The organism is Mesobacillus subterraneus (genome assembly GCF_023715485.1).
Lineage (GTDB): Bacteria > Bacillota > Bacilli > Bacillales > Cytobacillaceae > Mesobacillus > Mesobacillus subterraneus_B.
On sequence record NZ_JAMBOF010000010.1, the window covers coordinates 99,273 to 117,836 of the forward strand.

The following is an 18,564-nucleotide window of genomic DNA, read 5'->3' on the forward strand; positions in this document are numbered from 1 at the left end:
TGATTTCCTCCAAGACGTTGAAATTTTACTCATAAAGATTTTCCTTGGCAAGGGACTTGAGCCCTTCCAAATCTTTGATCACGATTGAACCCTTGTTGCGTTCAACCAATCCATTTTTACAGAACTCCTTAATGACTCGGTTAAGGTGCCTGTAGCTTGTTCCAATTAAATTGGCAATGTCGGTGAGGTTCGAAACACTTACATTCCCATTGACCAATGTTTCATTTTCATCATAGGCGACCGAAACCAGATAACTCGCTAACCGGGTTTCTACTGGGTACAAAATGTTATGCCGCATGAACTGCGATTTTATATAAAATTTCCTCGTGATGATTCTCAGCAAAAATTGCAAGAATGGTGAGTGGTCTTTTAAAAATCTTCGTAACACACTTTGCCGGACTCCAATCATAACCACAGGAGAAACGGCCTCTACGGTATTGATCGTGTCAATTTCCTGCACATATTCAATATCTCCAATCACTTCAAGAGGAGTTTTAAATGAAAGAATCAATGTCTTTCCCTCTTCAGAAGTGGTGAAAATCTTCACTTTTCCCTTTACCAGGATATATAAGTTCTCGACAGCTTCTCCCTGTGAACAGATCTGCTGTCCTTTATCAAACTCATATAATGATAAATAAGGGAGGATCTCCTCATTAAATAATGATTCAATCTTGTGAGACTGCAAATATATTTCCATCTGTTCTTTTGCATTCATTTCTTTCATAAAAGCTTCCCTGCCCTTTTTCACCTTGTTCGCTTGGATCATTCAGATTACAAACCAAGGACGATCACTCCAGCTATCATCATTGTAATCCCAATCACCTGCGGAAGCTTCATTTTTTGCTTATTGATCCCAAACCAGCCGTTCCCATCAATCATCACCGTCATGCCAAGCTGGGAAATCAGCATCGCCGAAACAGTCAAGGTAACGCCGATAAAATGAATCGCTGTGACATTTCCAAATACAACAATCGCCCCAAACGTGCCACCGATCAAATAAAGGGGATTCACTTTCCTTAGCCGTTGCCAATTTCCATTCCCCGCAAACATCAAAATGATCAATGCCGTTAAAAACCCTGCAAATTGAGTAATGGTAGCCGTCTGCCATGTCCCGATATCCTGACTGATCCTTGAATTAGCCACTCCCTGAAGGGTAATAAAAGCGCCCCCCAACAAGGCAAACACAAAACCTCTCATTCCGTTCTCTCCCATCCTTCATGTCTAAATCAATTAAAAGGCAGGATTGTGTATTTCAAAAAGGACATATGTCCTAAATTTTAAAAAAGTTGTTTTTATACGGCAAATCCCTGTAAAAAAGCAAAGTTTAGATGGCTAAAATCAAAAAATCCTTCTAGATAAAAAAGGCTGAACCCCATCGGCCTCAATTTGCCTTCCGCTCATATTTCACGACATAAACTGCTTCACCCTGCAGCCACTCGGCAAAGAGTACGTCTTCGTAGTGATGGATTTTCTGCTTCTCTAACTCCCTTTTAAGCCACTGCTCGTCAAAGCCTGCCTCTTTTAGATTTTCGCTCACGACTTTCCCATCCAGAATCAGGTTGACCGGCAATATCGGCTCCTCTGCCTTGATTTTCATATCGCCATTTTTAGGCGTGTCATACTCGGCTTTCGGAAGCACACTGACCATGCCGTTTGTCTCAATAATCGCAAACTCGACTTCCCTAAGAGAGAAGTATCCTTGCTGACGGACCAGGCTTTGGAGCTGATTAATATCCAATTTTGCTTTTTTCAACGCCTCATACTTGATCTGGCCTCTGCGCACGACGATGTTCGGTTCGCCTTCTAATAGCTTGCGCGAACCAATGAATTTCTGCGTGACCATTTCTGTAAAGTAGACAAGCGCTCCCCATAGACCAACTGCGAATGCGATTTCTCCAAGCTTCACCTCATGATCATAGATGGCGTTTCCTAACAATTCACCCAGGATGATTGCCGAAACGAAATCAAACGGCGTGATTTGCGAGAACTGCGTCTTCCCTTGTAATTTAGTTACGATAAATAAAAAGATAAATCCAATTGAAAGTTCAACCGCAATCGATAAATAATGATTCAACACTCCCACTCCTTCTTTACCATTATGGGAAAATGAGTAGAAGTTGAACCCTTCTTATTTAAAAAACCATAGATAGTTATTAGACTGTTGATTTATGTTCCAGCCATAGGCATTGGGCATTTAACTAGCTTCACTGCATCGTTTTGTCCAATAGAGCTTTCCTATTGGACAATTCTCAAGCGTCAACACATTGTTTTGTCCGATAGAGCCTCCCTAACGGACAATCCTTAAGCAGCAACACATTGTCTTGTCCGATAGAGCCTCCCTAACGGACAATCCTCAAGCGTCAACACATTGTTTTGTCCGATAGAGCCTCCCTAACGGACAATCCTTAAGCGTCAACACATTATTTTGTCCGATAGAGCCTCCCTTACGGACAATCCTTAAGCAGCAACACATTGTTTTGTCCGATAGAGCCTCCCTTACGGACAATCCTCAAGCGTCAACACATTGTTATGTCCGATAGAGCCTCCCTAACGGACAATCCTCAAGCGTCAACACATTGTTTTGTCCGATAGAGCCTCCCTTACGGACAATCCTTAAGCAGCAACACATTGTTTTGTCCGATAGATCCTCCCTAACGGACAATCCTCAAGCAGCAACACATTGTTTTGTCCGATAGAGCCTCCCTAACGGACAATCCTCAAGCGTCAACACATCGTTTTGACCGATAATTACAAGAATAAATGGCATGTTCCCCTTCTTGGAATAAAAAGTAATTTCCTGCAAAAGCTAAATGATAGTATTCTTTTAAAGGAGGGTGGAACATGACTTTTCAGGAAGGCTTAGACCAGGTAGAGAAAGCGAATAAGATCATTATCGATGCCAATAAAATGATTTCAGACGCTACATTCCACGCTTTTCCATACACGCTAAGCTGGTGGGTTGCATTATTCATGCTTGTTGTGCCCTGGATTCTATGGGCGATCTTCCGTAAGAAGGAAAGTACTGCTCGATTGTTATCCGCCGCTTTTATAGTAATCATTATTTCATCCATTTTGGACGCTTATGGTGTAGATCGAGGCAGATGGGCCTATCCGGTAAAAGTGATTCCTTTGCCGACAATCAGCTATTCATTTAGATACTCAATTGTTCCAGTCACAGTAATGTTCCTGATTCAGTATATGCCGGAAATTCACCCACTGGTTAAAGGCCCTCTTTTCGGAGCATTCAGTGCATATATCGGCATGCCAATCATGAAACAGCTCCATTTATACCAACAAACCGATTGGACAATTACTTACTCTTTTTTGATGCTAACCGTCTTGTATTTGATTGCTGACTGGTTCAGCAAACGAGAAAGCTTCAATAAAATAGCAGAGCAGAAAAGTCCCGTTTGTTAAGGTTAAAATTTCGTTGTATACCGTTGTCAGAGTAAATCTCAGCAAAAACTTATTTATAATAGACAAAAGCAGTGGGTATCAAAACCACTGCTTTTAATTATGTCAATTCAATGTTCTCCCCAACAAGGTAGGCTTACTTTATTCCCCTTTTATTAAAGTATCACGCTTATCCGTTTGTGGGGGTTCTTCCAGCCAGGCATTCTTAATCATGATATTCGCGCCGTCTTCCGCATAAAGAGCTACTTCCGGGATCAGAGAAGCATACAATATTCCGAGATCCCGTCGCGGGCTTCCCGCCATAGAGGTACCATAATTCCCGATACCCGCAGCATTCATAGATGCGATATGGAACATCATCAGTTTATCCGAAAACACCTGTGCAGTGGAATCAGTCAGTGCTGTATCCCAGAGCATCGGAGCTGGCAAGTCTTCTTTCTTTAATTTATCACTGAATAAGTCTATATGTTTTTGTGCAATTTGTTTTCCTCGTAAAAAATACTGTTTGACTTCCTTCTTCTGTGCTGTTTGGGCAAAACCGATGATCAACGTTTTTCCGATCGCATTTGTTTGGACATTATTAAATAGCATGGTGATTTCATGGACAGTCAAAGGTCGTACTTCACCAAGAAATCCTGCTAAAAACCTCTGTTTCTCAACGAAATCCACTTTGTCCGGGAGCGAGACATATGGAGACTTAATATAGGTACCCTGGTTTAACATTATGGCCCTTGTCATGTCCTGCAGCAAAATTGAGGTTTTGTTAACCTCTTTGAAAAAATCAACAATATCCGGTCTTGTTGCAAACCCCAAAGCTGCTCCGCCCGCCGTAATCCCCAACACTGACATATTCCTTAAGTACATCAAAACGAAAGTATCTGAGAAAAGTTTAGGCGCATCACTAATCACATCCTGGTCAGTAAATCCTATCGGAACCGGAAAATTTTCCTTTTTGAAAAATCCTCTTAGGAAATCGATATTCTGTTGAGACCCATTCAAGGCAAATTCAATAGCCGGCCGTACTTCATCATCCTTCACCTTTTTCAGGAAATGATTAATCATGCAAATAGAAGCCGTATCATTAATATACTGCGTCCATAAAATCCCCATTTCAGCAGAGGTCAAAGGGATTTGTGACTTATCCTCCATTCAATTCTCACCAACTCGTCTTTTCTTTTTGCTTAGTTTTTCCTCGACAGGCTCTTCTTATAAGGATGCAAATACCTTGGCAAATATTTCTAAAGAGTCATAAATCACTAAGGAAAACGACGGTTCTAGGTTATTTAGACATCCGGAAAATCTCTGCGAATAAAAAAATAACATGAATTAATAATAAAAGAGGAAACTTTTAAACCTAGAAGGAGAAGTTGCTATGAAAAAAATATTGTTGCTGGCATTTGTGTTGATATTTCCACTAAACATCATCGCGGGATCAGCCAGTGCCCATGCGAAAAGACAAGATCATTGTATTAGCCAATCGGAAGTAAGCTTCGAAAATGAATTCAGGAAACTCTGGATTGATCACGTATTGTGGACAAGCAATTATATTACAAGTGCAACAACAGCTGGTGCTGAAGATCAACAGCAGGTGCTTGCAAGGCTCCTGAAAAACCAGGAGGATCTCGGCAATGCTATAAAACCAGTATACGGAGAGGAAGCTGGAAACAAACTTACGGCTCTGCTTAAGGAGCACATCGTTATTGCCGGGGATATTGTAAATGCCGCTAAAGAAGGAAATAATGCCAAGCTGGATCAGCTAAACAAAGAATGGTATCGAAATGCTGATGATATATCCGCATTCCTTAGCGCTGCCAACCCTAATTTAAAAATTGGAGCTGTAAAAGAGTTGCTGAATATGCATCTGAAAATGGTGGCAGATGACTTAACTGCAAGCTTAGCAAAAGACTGGGACGCACGAATTGTTTCAATTGATGATGGGGTTACACATATTATTCTGATGGCGGATACAATCTCTGATGCAGTTGTGAAGCAGTTTCCGGAAAAGTTTAAAAAATAGTTTTCAGAATGTCCAGTAGTATGCTGGACATTCTTTAGTATTTCGTTTGTAACATATATTCGAAAAGCAACAATCAATGCGAAAACAACCCTTAATAAAAAGCTTGCAGACTAAAATTGTCTGCAAGCTTCCAAAAGAGGCCTTAAGCCTTTTTATGAATACCTATTTTTTACATACTGCATCAGCGTTTCTGGGTCAAACCCAAGGACCCAGTGACCATTTACGTTTGTCTGCGGTACTCCCATCTGCCCAGTTTCTTCAACTAGCTTCTGGGCCGCCGCCGGATCTGTCTGCACATTAACTTCTTTGTAGTTTAATCCTTGACCCTCAAGGAATTGTTTCATCATTGTGCAGTACGGTCAAGTATTGGTTGAATAAACAGTAATATCGTTCATTTTACCTTCCTCCTTTAGTTTATTAATATCAACTTTATTGACTAATCCCGGTAATGCTGTCCGCTAATCAAACCTGCTCTTGACAAAAGATTTACCAGGATACAACCTTGTTTTTCCCTATTTCTGATAAAAAAGACGATGGATCTCCTGCTTTTATACTAAAGTAGAAATAAGCTCAGGGACCCGAATTTTAAATGCATCGTAATTATGATGACCGCCATCAATAATAATGATTTCTGTTTTTACTCTTTGCTGCTTAACTATTTCAAAGACTGCTTTGTTGGATTGCAAAAATAATTCGCTGATTTCATTATTATCAGCCGCTTCCTTAGTGCCGCAATCCAAATAAACCTTTTCCAATTGAGCTAGATCTGAGCTCTTCAGCAACTTTTCAATCTCTTCCTGATTACGGTAAAAAGCAGAAGACATTCCTGCGATTCTTTTAAAGATGTGCGGGTAACTGCAGGCTGCATAAGTTGTGACCAGCGCCCCTAGAGAAATACCTGCCATATAAGTTTGATTTTCAATCGTTGGATATTTTCGATCCACCAAAGGCTTTAATTCGTTCACGATGAAATCTATGTATTCCTTCCCTTTTCCCCCAGCGGAAGCAGGATTGGCTAGAAGCCTTTCACTGAAGGCACCATGTTTCCTTGGACAATATTCATTCACCCGTTCCTCACCGGCCGGGTTCTGGTCGATTGCCACCACAATGATTTCTATATTGTTCTCACCCAAATATTCGTGCAGCTGAAGTGAGACTCCCCCAATGGCTTCTTCATCGCCAAAAACATTCTGCCCATCATGCATGTATAACACGGGATATCTTTTGTCCAATTCAATATAATTAGCGGGTAAGTAGATTCTAATTTTTCGTTCCTCGCCAAACAATAAAACATTGAAAGTTTCTATCATATTATTACCCCCATTACAAACCAATATATTCTAATTTTACTATAGAGTGAACAAAAAAGAATCGGGATATTTAAACCCGACTCCCTCATATTTCAGATAACAACATTTTGTTTATGCTGTTCTATGTAAGCTGCTAATCCTTGTTTGAATTGCTGGATTTCTTCAATTGTATTATATGGAGCAAGACCGATGCGGACCCAGCCACCTTGTTCTTCTACACCTAGTACTTCGGCCATCGTGGAAGCATAGAAATCACCATCAGCCACACACATATTATATTTTTCAGCTAGCCACTCGGTTACGTTTCGGGAATTTTGTCCTTCAATCGTAAAAGCAAAGGTTGGTGTTCTTTGCCCTGAAGCAGCACGATATAACTTAACTTCCGGCAGGCTCCGTAAAAAACTCTCCACATCCGCCGCAAGCTGATTTTCATATTCTTCAATTTCATGCATAGCCGAACGCAGTCGTTCCCGTCTTGTCTCACCATAGCCAAGTTCCTCAATGAATTTGATCGCCCCGATCACTCCTGCTATTCCTTCATGATTTTGCGTCCCTGTTTCAAGCTTGTAAGGAATCTCAGTCGGAGCAGGCTGAAGCTTATATACAGGGAGCTTTTCAAATAAGTTTTCCTTGACTACGGCGATTCCGACATGCGGCCCGAAAAACTTATAGGCAGAGCAAAGAAGAATGTCACAACCCAAATCATCAACATCGATCGCTAAATGTGGAACACCGTGGACTGCATCGACAATTACCAAGGCCCCGACTTCCTTGGCACGTTTGATAACCTCACCTATATCCGTAACTGTACCAGTTACATTGGAGGACATTCCAACTGCCACCAGCTTCGTTTTGGGTGTAATCAGCTCCTCTAGATCCTCTAAATTCAGAGTAAAGGTTTCTGGATTAAGCTTGATGAATTTAACCTCTGCTCCCCGGTCCCTTGCAAGGGTGATCCACGGGTCGACATTGGCACGATGATCCAGCTCGGTGACAACAATTTCGTCACCTTCATTAATAAAACCGGCAAGACTGCGGGCGATCGCAAAGGCGTGTGTTGTCATGTTTGCTCCAAATGCAACCTCTTTCGCCTGGCATCCGAGTAAATCAGCTACCGCCTCCCTGGCTTCATCCAGCACCGCATCCGTATTAACACTGGTGTTAAAGGTCCCATGAAGATTAGCCATCCCATTACGTATGTAACGATACATCGACTCAATCGCAAAATCGGCCATCTGTGTACCGCCCGGGCCGTCAAAGTAAATCACCTGTTGATCATTGTCCCTGCGATTCAAAGCAGGAAATCTCTCTCTCACTTGTTCAATCGGAAACTGCTTTGCCAACCTGCACCACTCCTTAATGCCAGAATTGCTTTCAAGCTATATTATGTCATAATTTTCAATTAATTTAAAGGTTGCTGCTACTTCCTCTTGATAAATATTTCGACTAACGAAAAAAGCATGAGAACCGTCCCCATGCTTCATTTTAATTCATCATAAAACTTCTTTGGATTAGAAATATTGTTTTCAATGAAGAAATTCGCCTGATGTTTGAACATTTCTATGTAGGATTCTCTATCCAAGCTCAAATCTCCTAATTCATCTACATTTCCTTCAACTTGTACAGTATTTGCTTTCAAATCCAAAATAACAGTCATATATGTTTTTCCTTTGTAAGAAACTGTACCAATTACTTGCTTCTTCCCTAAATCTACATGAGGAAATTCATGATGCACCCCTGTAGGTTTAAATAACGTGATCCCAACATTCGACACACCAGCAATTGTATTCATATCAATTATTCTTCTTTTACCCCGTCCTGATTTGTTCAAGATGTATCTACTAACCATAGAAGCCAACAGCGTTAAGAATGAACACGCCTATCAAAGTAACGCTTACCCCCGTCAAAGCAGCAATCCCAACAGTGCGACCTTTCTTCGTGTCTACCCAAACAGTGAAAGAGACAATGATTGTAAAGATGATTCCAAAGAAAATTGCCGCAAATGGATTCGTCGGTGTAATCCAGTCATACCAATTCAAAAAGTCCATCAAAGCACCCGCCTCCATTCCAATTATTTACTAATAATACGAAAACTGGAGCAAAAGGTTTCATTTCTTTTATAAGCACAGGGTCGGTTGTGTTGTTTTAAATGAATAGGTACTTGATTCCAATTTCTGTGATAGGTAGAGGGTATCTGTTATTCATTTATTGTTTTAATTTATGGTCATTGACTATCCTACTCGTTAGATTAGAAGTGACACTGCTGACTAGAGAAACATCTCTTCTAAGAATTTTGCTTAATCTGTTCTACTACAAACGTTAAGAAATTGGGATATGTGGAGTTTCCTTGCAAGAATTGTGACACTGGCAACATAGGGAATATGACAGTATCTCGATCTTTTGAATACAGCAGACTCTCTGTTTCGATACTTTTATATACTCCATCAAGTTTAGAGGTGTAAGTAGCTACTGACTCAAATTCATACCAGTCAAAGTCCTGTCTTGTATTTTCCTTAATTACCTCACCTATATATGCTCCAATTCGAGAAACGAAAACATCAAAATGCTCCTCTAATAGTCCTTTTCCCATGTCAGTATTCATTAATCTGGTTGTATACCTATCAATATAACGGATACTTTCAATACTGAAGTCTAAATTCCTCTTAGTCAGATTCTCCTTATCCCAGGGATCATCCGAGACATCACGATACATTAATGTCGCAATACCTTTTAAATCATCTTTTATTAACTTTTTTCTTTTAAAAATACCAAACATTATATGGTTATCTCCTTTAAAGTAGTCAGCCTAGTTAAAACCATAGTTGCGTCAAAGGCATATTTTTTAGGAATTATCGAGTTAAATGCTCTTTAAAAATCAGTTTAAAATTAGGCTTGAAGTCTACTTCAACCGTTTGCTGTGTTTCCTCATTTATAATGGTCATGAGTATGCTTGAACGCTCCTTTTTATCCGAGGTAATTTCAAATTTTTCTACGCGTTTCAAATCAAGCAGCGTAATCAATCTTGTTGAATTTCGTTCTTTCACCTGGATTTTCACTTCTCCGTATGATGGTGAAATCGTTACATCGAACTCCTCTTCCTGGTTGGTGAAATTAAATTTTGCTTCATTATAATAAAACGGCGTATCTTTCGAATGGTTATCTAATAAAGTGGGTTCGCATTCAAATAATGAAATCAATTCATCTTCTCCTGGAAAAACAGGCATTGTATTACCCCCTTTAACCATTTTTTAAGTTAACATAATAATATTATTCATCATACGAGAATTTTCTCAAAATATCTTTGAAGAATTTATCTGTTTATTCTTCTTGAGTGTTCCTATCACTTTTATATTCTAAAAGATCTCCCGGCTGACAGTCCAAAGCCTTACAAATCGCTTCTAATGTGGATAGACGAATCGCTTTTGCCTTTCCATTTTTCAATATAGAAAGGTTAGCCATTGTTATTCCAACCCTCTCCGAAAGTTCTGTTACGCTCATTTTCCTTTTAGCCAGCATCACATCAATATTGATTATTATTGCCATGTTATTTATTCACCTCAGATTATTAAGTCGTTCTCTGATTTTATATCGATGGCTTCTTGTAACAGTCTTTGAAGAACAGCCGCAAAGACAGCGATCACCGTCGGAGCAAAAATCATGACCATTCCGACGAGTATGAGACCCGGTGCGTCATCAACCTCCGCCAGGATATAGACGAATGGTAGGCCTACCACATATAAGCCACTGATTGTGATGGCACAGATTTTGATTTTCTTTAGAGCTCTTACAGATAATTCCGAGAAAGCATGGTTCTTGTCAATATAGCTTAAAAGCTTAAATGCTTGATACAAAGCGAAATAAAAAGGGATTGCCGAAACATACATAACCACTAAAATGCCATATACCACATAAGCCAAATCCCAACCTCTTTCTGCTGCTTCATTCGCTTCATTCGCTATTTGAGGCAGCAAAAATATACACAAAGCAAGAACCGGAATGCCAATAAAAATAACAGCTACTTTTAAAAAGAGTGTAGAACTTCGTTTCATAAAAAGCACCTCGTTTATTTAATGTTAATTTGAATTTAACATGATTTTTATCGATTTACAATAAATTATTATTGAATTTAATTAAATTATTGTTGTTTCCATTTCGAATAAAAAAGAGCATTCCTCATTGCAACGAAATGCTCTATCACTTAAACTATTCATTTTATAACTTGGCATCTGACTTGTTAGTTCAATAAGAATATAAACAAAAATCCATGGATCATTGCACCCCTGGGATGTTAACAATATTCCTTTTTTACCTCATATCTGCTAATTAATTCGTATGGTCTGACTTTAAATGCTTCATAAGGTAAATAGTTTGCTTCCATTGCATCGAGAGCTCTGCTTTTAAATTGCTGCCTTGTGATCAATTGATTTATATTGTCACTAGTTAGTTTTGTAAAAACTACTTCAGATGTCTCATTTTCAGCAGGTGTGATATCTCCAGATTGATACTCACCTCTAAAGACAATACAAGTAACCCCGCTCGTAACGTTTTGATAAATACCTGTTATCCCAAGCAAATGTGCCTTAATCCCAGTTTCTTCAAATATCTCTCGGTGAATAGCTTCTTCTAACGTTTCACCTTCTTCTACTTGGCCTCCCGGCATTTCCATAGTATCTGAACGATGAAAATTTCTAACAAGTAATACTTCGCCATCTTTATTTGTTATATATCCACTGACAGACATTATATGTTTAGGCGGATGATATGTAGCCGGATAAGGAGCAGTTGAAGTTAAAAAGTCTTGATCGCTTTCTATGTAAAGTTCGCCCAATTCTTTTATTTTTTCTTTTGATTCTTTGTGCAGTTCACTATTTCTAATTAGACTTTCTATACTTTCGTAATGTTCCATACTTCTATATTCCCATATAGCTAAGATGTCGTCTTTACTGTCATTTACCCATCGACCTATTAATTTCGCACCGTTTTTAATTTGATTTGGGTATAAATAAGTATGAAAGAAATTATTGAAATCGTTTAGTTTTTCAGGATTGATTTTATAAGTTTTTCTTCTATATATCATTTTCTAACTCCCCCTTTTCCCTCTAATTTCCACAAAAAGATTAAAATCCCTTCTTTAACTATACTGTCCGTCTGTAGTAGACCTGGGGAATTTCAATCACATTTCCTATATATTGGATTAGAAAATCCTGGTTTGTTTCTTTTTATGATAAAACGGGAACTTCTTATATTAAGAGAATCGTAGAGGATGTGTATATGATATGAATTCCCCGTCAACAGCAGTTGCAAAAGATAAAATGAGAGAAGTGAAGCCGTGGGTGCGTCGTTTTGGACGTTTTGGTTATATGGCCAAAGGTCTCGTGTACTTAATGATTGGGGTCCTCGCAGCTCTGGCAGCATTCGGACCAGGAGGCGAAACGACCGGGACATCTGGTGCCCTTCAATCCATCGCCGAAATGCCATTTGGTGAAGTTGCCTTATGGTTCATCGGAATTGGTTTAATCGGCTATATAATATGGAATTTTATTAAAGCGATTAAGGATCCTGAAAATGAAGGAACCGATGCTAAAGGTCTGATTAAAAGAACAGGTTATTTCATTAGTGGAATCATTTATACGAGTCTAGCTTTTGGGGCAATAAAATTAGCTAGTCACACGGGGAATGCTGGTGGTGAAAATTCAGAGAAAACGATTTCGGCTAAGCTGATGGAACAGCCCTTTGGCGTCTGGTTAGTTGGATTAGTAGGAGCCATTATTATTGGATACGGTGTTTACGAGCTTTATAATGGTATAAAAGAGAAATTCATGTCTAAATTCAAAACATATGAAATGAATGATAAGGAACGCAAAACCGCTCGGTTGTCAGGTAAAATAGGTCTGATTTCACGAGGGATTGTTCTAAGTATGGTCGGATTTTTCTTCATTCGCACAGCTTACACAAACAACCCCAATGAATCAAAAGGGCTTGGCGGTGCCTTAACAGAATTGGCAAACCAGCCATTCGGACAATTTTTACTAGCTTTAGTGGCAGTTGGACTCATTTTATATGGCGTCTACCAAATTATCCGAGGACGCTATCAGCATATGAATTTTGGATATGACGGAAAGTAGAATAGATGGAAATAATGAAGAGGATTATTCACGAAATTAGGCCACCTTTAACAGGTGGCCTAATTTAATATGTGCATTCCATTCGATGACCATCATGCAATAGGTTGTTTCAAAAAGATATTCTATTTTTGATTCCAGATATTACTCAGCTATGCAAACTCCCTCTCAACCATGCCCGTTGCCGGAAAGGTCCAATAGGAACCTGGATTAAACTTGTTTTATTTTCTAGATTCATATTATAAATTTCATCACTCTTTTTCGCGGCAAACCCTAGAAGCGGGTGTCCTCCAAATCCAAGTGCAGATGCAGCTAATAGTAACCGCTGAACCAGCATCCCTGCTTCCATTTGCAGAATACGATAGCCTCTGTACCCTAATTCTTTTCTATAAAAATCCTTGTCTCCTGCAACATGCAGGGTAAGCGGTACCTGCAGCAAATTCACATTATCCAGTGACAAGGCTCCTTGTAAATGGAGTCGATGATCTCCCTGGAGAATTTCTCTTAATGAATGTTCAGTATGGTCGTAATAGTAGGCTCCATTTGGAATGCCTTCAACATTATAAAGACATCCATAAATTGAAACACGAGATTCATTTTTGATAAACGTTGTATCCAAATCATTTCTATAGGTGAATGATGATGCCGCCTCCTGCAGCAGAGTGGCCAGCTGCTGAAGGCTTACCTTCCCCATTACGAAATCCATCTCCGGAGAAAATCGATTTCTGCTTGCATCAGCCAGATCATACGACAATGGCTCCATATGAGGTAGTTCTACTTGAGGACCTTCATATTCTATACTCGGCCGACTATGGATATTCTGCCAGGAAAGTGTGGACTCTAGCATGGATGCTTTATTCAAGGCTGTTACCATCTGATAGTCTTTAATAGTTCGTGAACGTTCATAGTGTTCAGCGGCTATTGATGCCAATTCAAGTTTTAACTCTTCTGCAGTTAACTTTCCGTCTAATTCTCGTCCGCCAGTAGACCAGTTCGTCGCTTCCACGGATAGGGGGATTACTGAATATACGGTCTCCTCATCGTCATCTAGTCCTAACAGGTGATTAATCGCCGAATCCAGAAATTGAAAGTACACCCCGGAGGCAAAGCCAAACCGTTTTGCTGTTTCCAGTAACTGCCCCATCATTACACCAGCGTCCAGCCCTTGCAGGCGGTAGGAGAAGTTATTGTATTTAAAGAAATTTTTCCAAAACCTGGTTGATACGAAAACAGCACCAAAACAAGATGAAACATCACAACGGCTTCCGAGAGCGCGGGATAGATAGGAATCAAAGTCTCCTTCTCTAAGCAACACCAGGCTGTGGTGTGCTGCTTGATAATGGTACACTCCATCAGGCAAACCATTTACCTTCAGATACATATAAAGTTCGTTTGGATACAGCCCGCCACCAGAAGGAGCGAACCGCCGGCCGGATTGCATTGGGTACGAATCATGCTCATTAGAATCGTCAGGATATACGGACTGGCTGACCTGGGTAACGCCAAACACATACCAGAGAAAATGACCGATTCTGTCTAGATCCGGCTTTGCAGGTTCTTGATTTTCAACCAGGCTAAGTGGTACTTCCGCAGATAATGGAATCACTGGCAAACCACGGTAAAGCTTATTTGAAAGAGGCGCATCATCCCAATCTACTTCCCAGTTAGGCTGATTGGCACGATCAATATTAAATTGCAGATTATGCAAAAATTCTTCCAGATTCATCCTCTTTACCTCCTAGTAACTCCTTAAGGGAACGGATGCGGTTGGCGATTGAGCTGCTCAAAGGTCAATGGCTGATCTGTATACCCTAGTTTCATTGGAACGTTAAGTACCCTTTCTAGTCCCGTCAGACGGGTTAGATGATGACCGAACGTCATCGGGAGCATCCCAGGAATCAAAACTTTCACGCAGGATAGTCCGTTTCTTTTCAATTCTGGTGCAGTTTGGTCCACGACAATTACATCGAGATTCAGCCCTCGGAATACTTGGAGTATATCTTTTAAGTCATCCGTCAGATCTGCGTGCGTTGATTTCCACTTGAATTCCTCTTTAAAGCTCCTCATTGGCTCGTTGTCATCCATCAAGAAATTGAAACGCTCTTCTGCCTGCGGTAAACCGTACAGCATGCCGTGGTCATCCATTTGCCTCACAAGAGAATCATCATGCAGCATTTGTTCAAATTTCTCCTTGTTTGACTCAAATTTCTCATCAAGGTTCAGCATCATGCCAGCAAGCTCCTGAATTGCGCTTTTCGCAGCTCTTACAGGATCCAGATGGGCTCCTGCAGCAAGGATTAGATTCAATCCCTTATCCTTCCCGTTTTTTGCCATTGCCCAGACACTTGGGATGCCGTGCTCCATCGTAGAATTATACAAATAAAGATCATACCCTGCGACCGCCCGCATACGTTCGATCATTAATTGCAGCTCTTCGTCATCAGCAGTAAGCGGATCAAGACGAGGCAGCTTCAACTGCGCATACCAGCTTAAAAGAAACGAATCCCGTTCCACTACTTCCATGATTCCGTAAAAAATGGCCTCCTCCCTGCTTCCGCCCAGAGCGCATCCATTTGACGTTTCATAGACAAAACCTGCAGAACCACAGCCCAAACTGTAATAGGCAAGGAGCTCCGGGACGAGAATCGGACGCTCATCTATTAGTGAATAACCCCATACCCAATCAATCGGTCGGTCAGGATCAAACTTCTGAAACGGGAATCCAGGCAATGCATACTGTTCCTCAGTATGGACTCCAACCTTTAGCGGGTTGAGGGCGTGTTCCTCCAGATTCCGGTAACTGTCATGGATGACAGTCCGCTTGCCGCGTGGTTCTAGACCGCAATGTCGCTCTAAACCTTCCAAAATGGCTGTCAACTCGCTATCTGCATAAACTTGAGTCCGTCCCGCCGTTCCTTCATCCCCTGAGAACATTGGCAGGTTGACACTGGCATCGGCAAATGGCGTTACCAGGTCATACATTTTGCTATTAAAAAGCCCCATGCGATTATCCAGATAGTCTTTATCAAGCACTTTTTTCAGCTCACCTAAAGGAGTGCAGCGGTAACTGTCTGCAGTGATTTTCGGACTTTGTTGCAGGGAAATTTGTGCCAGCTCTGGTGAATCGTCTGGCAATTGACTGCAATACTGGCATAACGAGTCGGGAATGAAGGTATGCCAGGAACTATTCAAGGTTTTTAAGTCGGTTAAATATACCCGTCCTTCCGAATGAGCCTGTTCATTCCCTAGAATTCTGCTAACCTCCGACACGATCAGGTGAGTTAGTTGTAAAAGTCCGGTATTAGAAGCCCACGGATCAGCTTTGATTCCTCCGTCAAAAGCCAGCTTTTGCTGTACCTGCTGCATCTCGTTTCGATCATGTCCTCCAAGCAGGCGTCTCAGGTCAGCACATTGAGAGCAGCCCGGTTTGTTTGGGCGAACGAGAGGGCCGACTACACCTTCTCCAAACGAAACGAAGCCTCGCAGCCATGGTATGGAAGTCTGTTTCATCCATTCTTCCGCCTTTTGATGATGAGCTGGATTCCAGGCATCATCCAATACCAGGACCAAATCAGTTTTTTCCGGGACTTTTTTTTCATAATCTGTCATCCGAAAAATTGGATAGCGGGCTGACAGTTCTGCGCATACCCTATCTGCCAGCCATCCTTCTCCTACTATCACCACGAAGGATTTCATTGTAATTCCTCCTCTCGCAGCAATACAGCAAACACCCCTTCTAGTTCCTCTTTGAGTTCAGGTTCAAGACCTAATTCGTAAACCATTAACTGCTTTCGATTCCTTTTTAAGGTTTCCAGTGCTTCTTTAATGATCTCCGGTTGGATCCTTTCTTCACAACCAGGAATTTCAATGCTCCGCTTATCTCTTTCATCTAGACGAATGGATGAGTCCTCCAAAGCTAATGCATTGCATGAATCTGAATGGTTCTGAGCTTTGAAAAGTGCATTCTGCAAAGACTTTCTTAGCGCCATGGTGATGTTTAGATCGGTATTGCCATACCACCCATCTCTTGTGCAAACATATACGGTCGGGAATCCGTTCACTTCTTTTCCTAAACCGATCTTTGGCTCTCCTTGCATCGTGGTAAGTGCATCTAAATAGAAACGGCACCTATCATCCTCAACACGATCTAACTGCACACGGAAAACTGTATTCTTTTGCTGAAGCTGTTGTTTTTTTAGCTCCTCCGTCAAACACTTCTGAAAACCGCGGCCCATACATTCCGCAAATGTTTCTCCTGTTCCGATACCGAGCATTTCATTTCTTTGAAGGGGTACAATTAAATTGGCAAATGTTGAAGCATAATCCTCAATCCCGGTTAGCCCCGCTTCCCTTCTTGCCTCTTCATGGGTCATACCGTTACAGATCATCTCAGCTAGCAGTTGCGCTGGACCTTCTGACAATGGATTCACTGGCTGGACACGGCATTGTGCTAGTGGCAGCTGCTTTGAATCTCCTTCCTCCCATATATGAAAAAGCCCAGTTTCCTTTGACGTTAGAAGGCTGAAGAAATATAACAATTTACCTGGCTCTGCTCTTTCTAAGCCATGTTTTAGCCGCGTTTCCAGACTTTCTACACCTTCAACTGTGATTTTTCCTGTCTCCAGTGGATGTGGTACAAACGAATGCCAGCTTCCTTCATGAGTCTCTAAATCCAGGAGGAAAATTCTATTTCTCTGATTTGGCTTTGTTACTCCAGTAATCTCTTTATATAATTCAAATACGATTATATTCGCCAACATGGATCCGGAAATTGCTGAGCCAGCAGGAAATGGCTGTTTTTCTGCTAAGACTGAAGAGTGCAAGCGCCGCCAGGCAGAATCCCAACCCGCTTCAGTATCTGGATGAACGATAGGGCCTCCTATTCCAGCCCTCTTGTGGCAAACAGCCGGAACAAACAACTTTTTATCTGCACGGCAAATAGCATGGAGAAGCTCCAGTTCCCCTAAGTTCTCTCCCTGCGTAACATACAAAATTGAATCGAAAGGTTTTAACGTCTCCCTCCATCCGTCCTCACTTAAAGTGACTTCCTCCAGCTCCACCTCCGGATCCGTTTTCCGGGCATGGTCAATGAGTTCATTCAGTCGACCTCTATTCGTCGAAACCTCATCGGTAATGAGCACCTGAAGCTTTGCCAATCCAGATTCAATCAGCGAAGAAACCAATGAAGTCAAAAAAGGACCAGATCCCACTGCCAGAACATTCGCTTGGCGATAGGCTTCAAACCTGAAAGCCCCAGAACCGGCTAAACTGTCCACAAATTCAATTTGAGACGCGAATTTTTTCACAACATGTTCAGGCAGTTGATGTGGAAGGTCCTTGCTCACATCTCGTACAAACTCATTCCGGTACAAAACTTCAGCAATCTCAAGTACCCGGTCCTTATAAGGTCCAGGCAATCCATTCGTCAAATACTCAAGCGAATACTCCCCATTGAACATCGGCAGCAGCTTCTCTACCCATTGATCAATTCCACTTCCTTGAATCCGGAAGGAACATTGGTTATTCCGAAAATAAACGCCGCTATTTGGTTCCGTGAGATAAAACGTGTCCCTCTTCACTTTTAATCGCATAGAAGGCTCCAATTTTTCCATACCGCTCCTCCTTTGCCCCTGCTGACCTCATCTTTTTTTTGACTGTCATAATCATCGTATGTATCTCAATTTGTCCCTTATGTCATATA

The 18,564-nt window shown here is 41.1% G+C and carries 20 protein-coding genes; 3 read left to right on the plus strand and 17 right to left on the minus strand.

Features of this window, described 5'->3' with window-relative positions:
• Positions 1 to 25: 25 nt before the first annotated feature.
• From M3204_RS15670 to M3204_RS15680, 3 genes are all read right to left on the minus strand, one after another.
• Positions 26 to 724: a Crp/Fnr family transcriptional regulator gene (locus tag M3204_RS15670; protein WP_251483402.1), complete on the minus strand. Its 699-nt coding sequence runs from the start codon at positions 722 to 724 to the stop codon at positions 26 to 28.
• A 47-nt stretch (positions 725 to 771) separates the two neighbouring features.
• Positions 772 to 1,197, minus strand: coding sequence for a DMT family transporter (locus M3204_RS15675; RefSeq protein ID WP_251483405.1), 426 nt, complete (start codon positions 1,195 to 1,197; stop codon positions 772 to 774).
• Between the two features lie 184 nt (positions 1,198 to 1,381).
• Positions 1,382 to 2,074 carry a DUF421 domain-containing protein gene (locus M3204_RS15680; protein ID WP_251483407.1) on the minus strand — a complete coding sequence of 231 codons (693 nt, stop codon included), beginning with the start codon at positions 2,072 to 2,074 and terminating at the stop codon, positions 1,382 to 1,384.
• Between the two features lie 767 nt (positions 2,075 to 2,841).
• Between M3204_RS15680 and M3204_RS15685 the strand changes: the two genes are divergently transcribed.
• Positions 2,842 to 3,417 (plus strand): CBO0543 family protein, encoded by a 576-nt coding sequence (locus tag M3204_RS15685; RefSeq protein ID WP_251483410.1) that lies wholly within the window; start codon positions 2,842 to 2,844, stop codon positions 3,415 to 3,417.
• 138 nt (positions 3,418 to 3,555) lie between these two features.
• Here M3204_RS15685 and M3204_RS15690 read toward each other — a convergent pair whose 3' ends face one another.
• The gene (locus M3204_RS15690) at positions 3,556 to 4,563 is read right to left on the minus strand and encodes a DUF3231 family protein (protein WP_251483412.1); all 1,008 of its coding nucleotides are present in this window, start codon (positions 4,561 to 4,563) and stop codon (positions 3,556 to 3,558) included.
• Positions 4,564 to 4,786: 223 nt separating this feature from the next.
• Here M3204_RS15690 and M3204_RS15695 point away from each other — a divergent pair, with 223 nt between their 5' ends.
• Positions 4,787 to 5,431, plus strand: coding sequence for a glycosyltransferase (locus tag M3204_RS15695; protein ID WP_251483414.1), 645 nt, complete (start codon positions 4,787 to 4,789; stop codon positions 5,429 to 5,431).
• A 152-nt stretch (positions 5,432 to 5,583) separates the two neighbouring features.
• On the opposite strand, the gene M3204_RS15700 is transcribed toward M3204_RS15695, so the two are convergent.
• The 10 genes from M3204_RS15700 to M3204_RS15745 form a co-directional block, all read right to left on the minus strand.
• Entirely contained in the window at positions 5,584 to 5,826 is a 243-nt protein-coding gene (locus tag M3204_RS15700; RefSeq protein WP_251483417.1) for a glutaredoxin family protein, read from the minus strand.
• A gap of 153 nt (positions 5,827 to 5,979) precedes the next feature.
• A complete protein-coding gene (locus M3204_RS15705; RefSeq protein WP_251483426.1) occupies positions 5,980 to 6,741 on the minus strand; it encodes an alpha/beta hydrolase in 762 nt (253 codons plus the stop codon).
• Between the two features lie 92 nt (positions 6,742 to 6,833).
• On the minus strand, positions 6,834 to 8,084 hold the full coding sequence (locus M3204_RS15710; RefSeq protein WP_251483429.1) for a cysteine desulfurase-like protein: 1,251 nt from the start codon (positions 8,082 to 8,084) through the stop codon (positions 6,834 to 6,836).
• Positions 8,085 to 8,221: 137 nt separating this feature from the next.
• Positions 8,222 to 8,533 carry a hypothetical protein gene (locus tag M3204_RS15715; RefSeq protein ID WP_251483432.1) on the minus strand — a complete coding sequence of 104 codons (312 nt, stop codon included), beginning with the start codon at positions 8,531 to 8,533 and terminating at the stop codon, positions 8,222 to 8,224.
• Positions 8,534 to 8,582: 49 nt separating this feature from the next.
• Positions 8,583 to 8,789 (minus strand): hypothetical protein, encoded by a 207-nt coding sequence (locus tag M3204_RS15720; RefSeq protein WP_251483437.1) that lies wholly within the window; start codon positions 8,787 to 8,789, stop codon positions 8,583 to 8,585.
• A 236-nt stretch (positions 8,790 to 9,025) separates the two neighbouring features.
• Positions 9,026 to 9,517: a hypothetical protein gene (locus tag M3204_RS15725; RefSeq protein WP_251483442.1), complete on the minus strand. Its 492-nt coding sequence runs from the start codon at positions 9,515 to 9,517 to the stop codon at positions 9,026 to 9,028.
• A 73-nt stretch (positions 9,518 to 9,590) separates the two neighbouring features.
• The gene (locus M3204_RS15730) at positions 9,591 to 9,965 is read right to left on the minus strand and encodes a hypothetical protein (protein ID WP_251483445.1); all 375 of its coding nucleotides are present in this window, start codon (positions 9,963 to 9,965) and stop codon (positions 9,591 to 9,593) included.
• A 94-nt stretch (positions 9,966 to 10,059) separates the two neighbouring features.
• A complete protein-coding gene (locus M3204_RS15735; protein ID WP_251483459.1) occupies positions 10,060 to 10,284 on the minus strand; it encodes a helix-turn-helix domain-containing protein in 225 nt (74 codons plus the stop codon).
• 14 nt (positions 10,285 to 10,298) lie between these two features.
• Positions 10,299 to 10,790 carry a DUF2975 domain-containing protein gene (locus M3204_RS15740; protein ID WP_251483462.1) on the minus strand — a complete coding sequence of 164 codons (492 nt, stop codon included), beginning with the start codon at positions 10,788 to 10,790 and terminating at the stop codon, positions 10,299 to 10,301.
• Between the two features lie 239 nt (positions 10,791 to 11,029).
• Complete coding sequence (locus M3204_RS15745) at positions 11,030 to 11,818, minus strand: NUDIX domain-containing protein (protein WP_251483465.1); 789 nt, start codon at positions 11,816 to 11,818, stop codon at positions 11,030 to 11,032.
• A gap of 199 nt (positions 11,819 to 12,017) precedes the next feature.
• Between M3204_RS15745 and M3204_RS15750 the strand changes: the two genes are divergently transcribed.
• Positions 12,018 to 12,866 (plus strand): DUF1206 domain-containing protein, encoded by an 849-nt coding sequence (locus M3204_RS15750; protein ID WP_251483469.1) that lies wholly within the window; start codon positions 12,018 to 12,020, stop codon positions 12,864 to 12,866.
• Between the two features lie 145 nt (positions 12,867 to 13,011).
• Here the strand turns inward: M3204_RS15750 and M3204_RS15755 are convergent, their stop codons facing one another.
• Genes M3204_RS15755 through M3204_RS15765 form a run of 3 tightly spaced genes read right to left on the minus strand, consistent with a single transcriptional unit; the run spans position 13,012 to position 18,475 of the window.
• A complete protein-coding gene (locus M3204_RS15755; protein WP_251483481.1) occupies positions 13,012 to 14,589 on the minus strand; it encodes a SagB family peptide dehydrogenase in 1,578 nt (525 codons plus the stop codon).
• Positions 14,590 to 14,612: 23 nt separating this feature from the next.
• Positions 14,613 to 16,559, minus strand: coding sequence for a TOMM precursor leader peptide-binding protein (locus M3204_RS15760; RefSeq protein WP_251483494.1), 1,947 nt, complete (start codon positions 16,557 to 16,559; stop codon positions 14,613 to 14,615).
• A complete protein-coding gene (locus M3204_RS15765) occupies positions 16,556 to 18,475 on the minus strand; it encodes a putative thiazole-containing bacteriocin maturation protein (RefSeq protein WP_251483511.1) in 1,920 nt (639 codons plus the stop codon). The genes M3204_RS15760 and M3204_RS15765 overlap by 4 nt, the downstream gene beginning before the upstream one ends.
• Positions 18,476 to 18,564 lie beyond the last annotated feature (89 nt).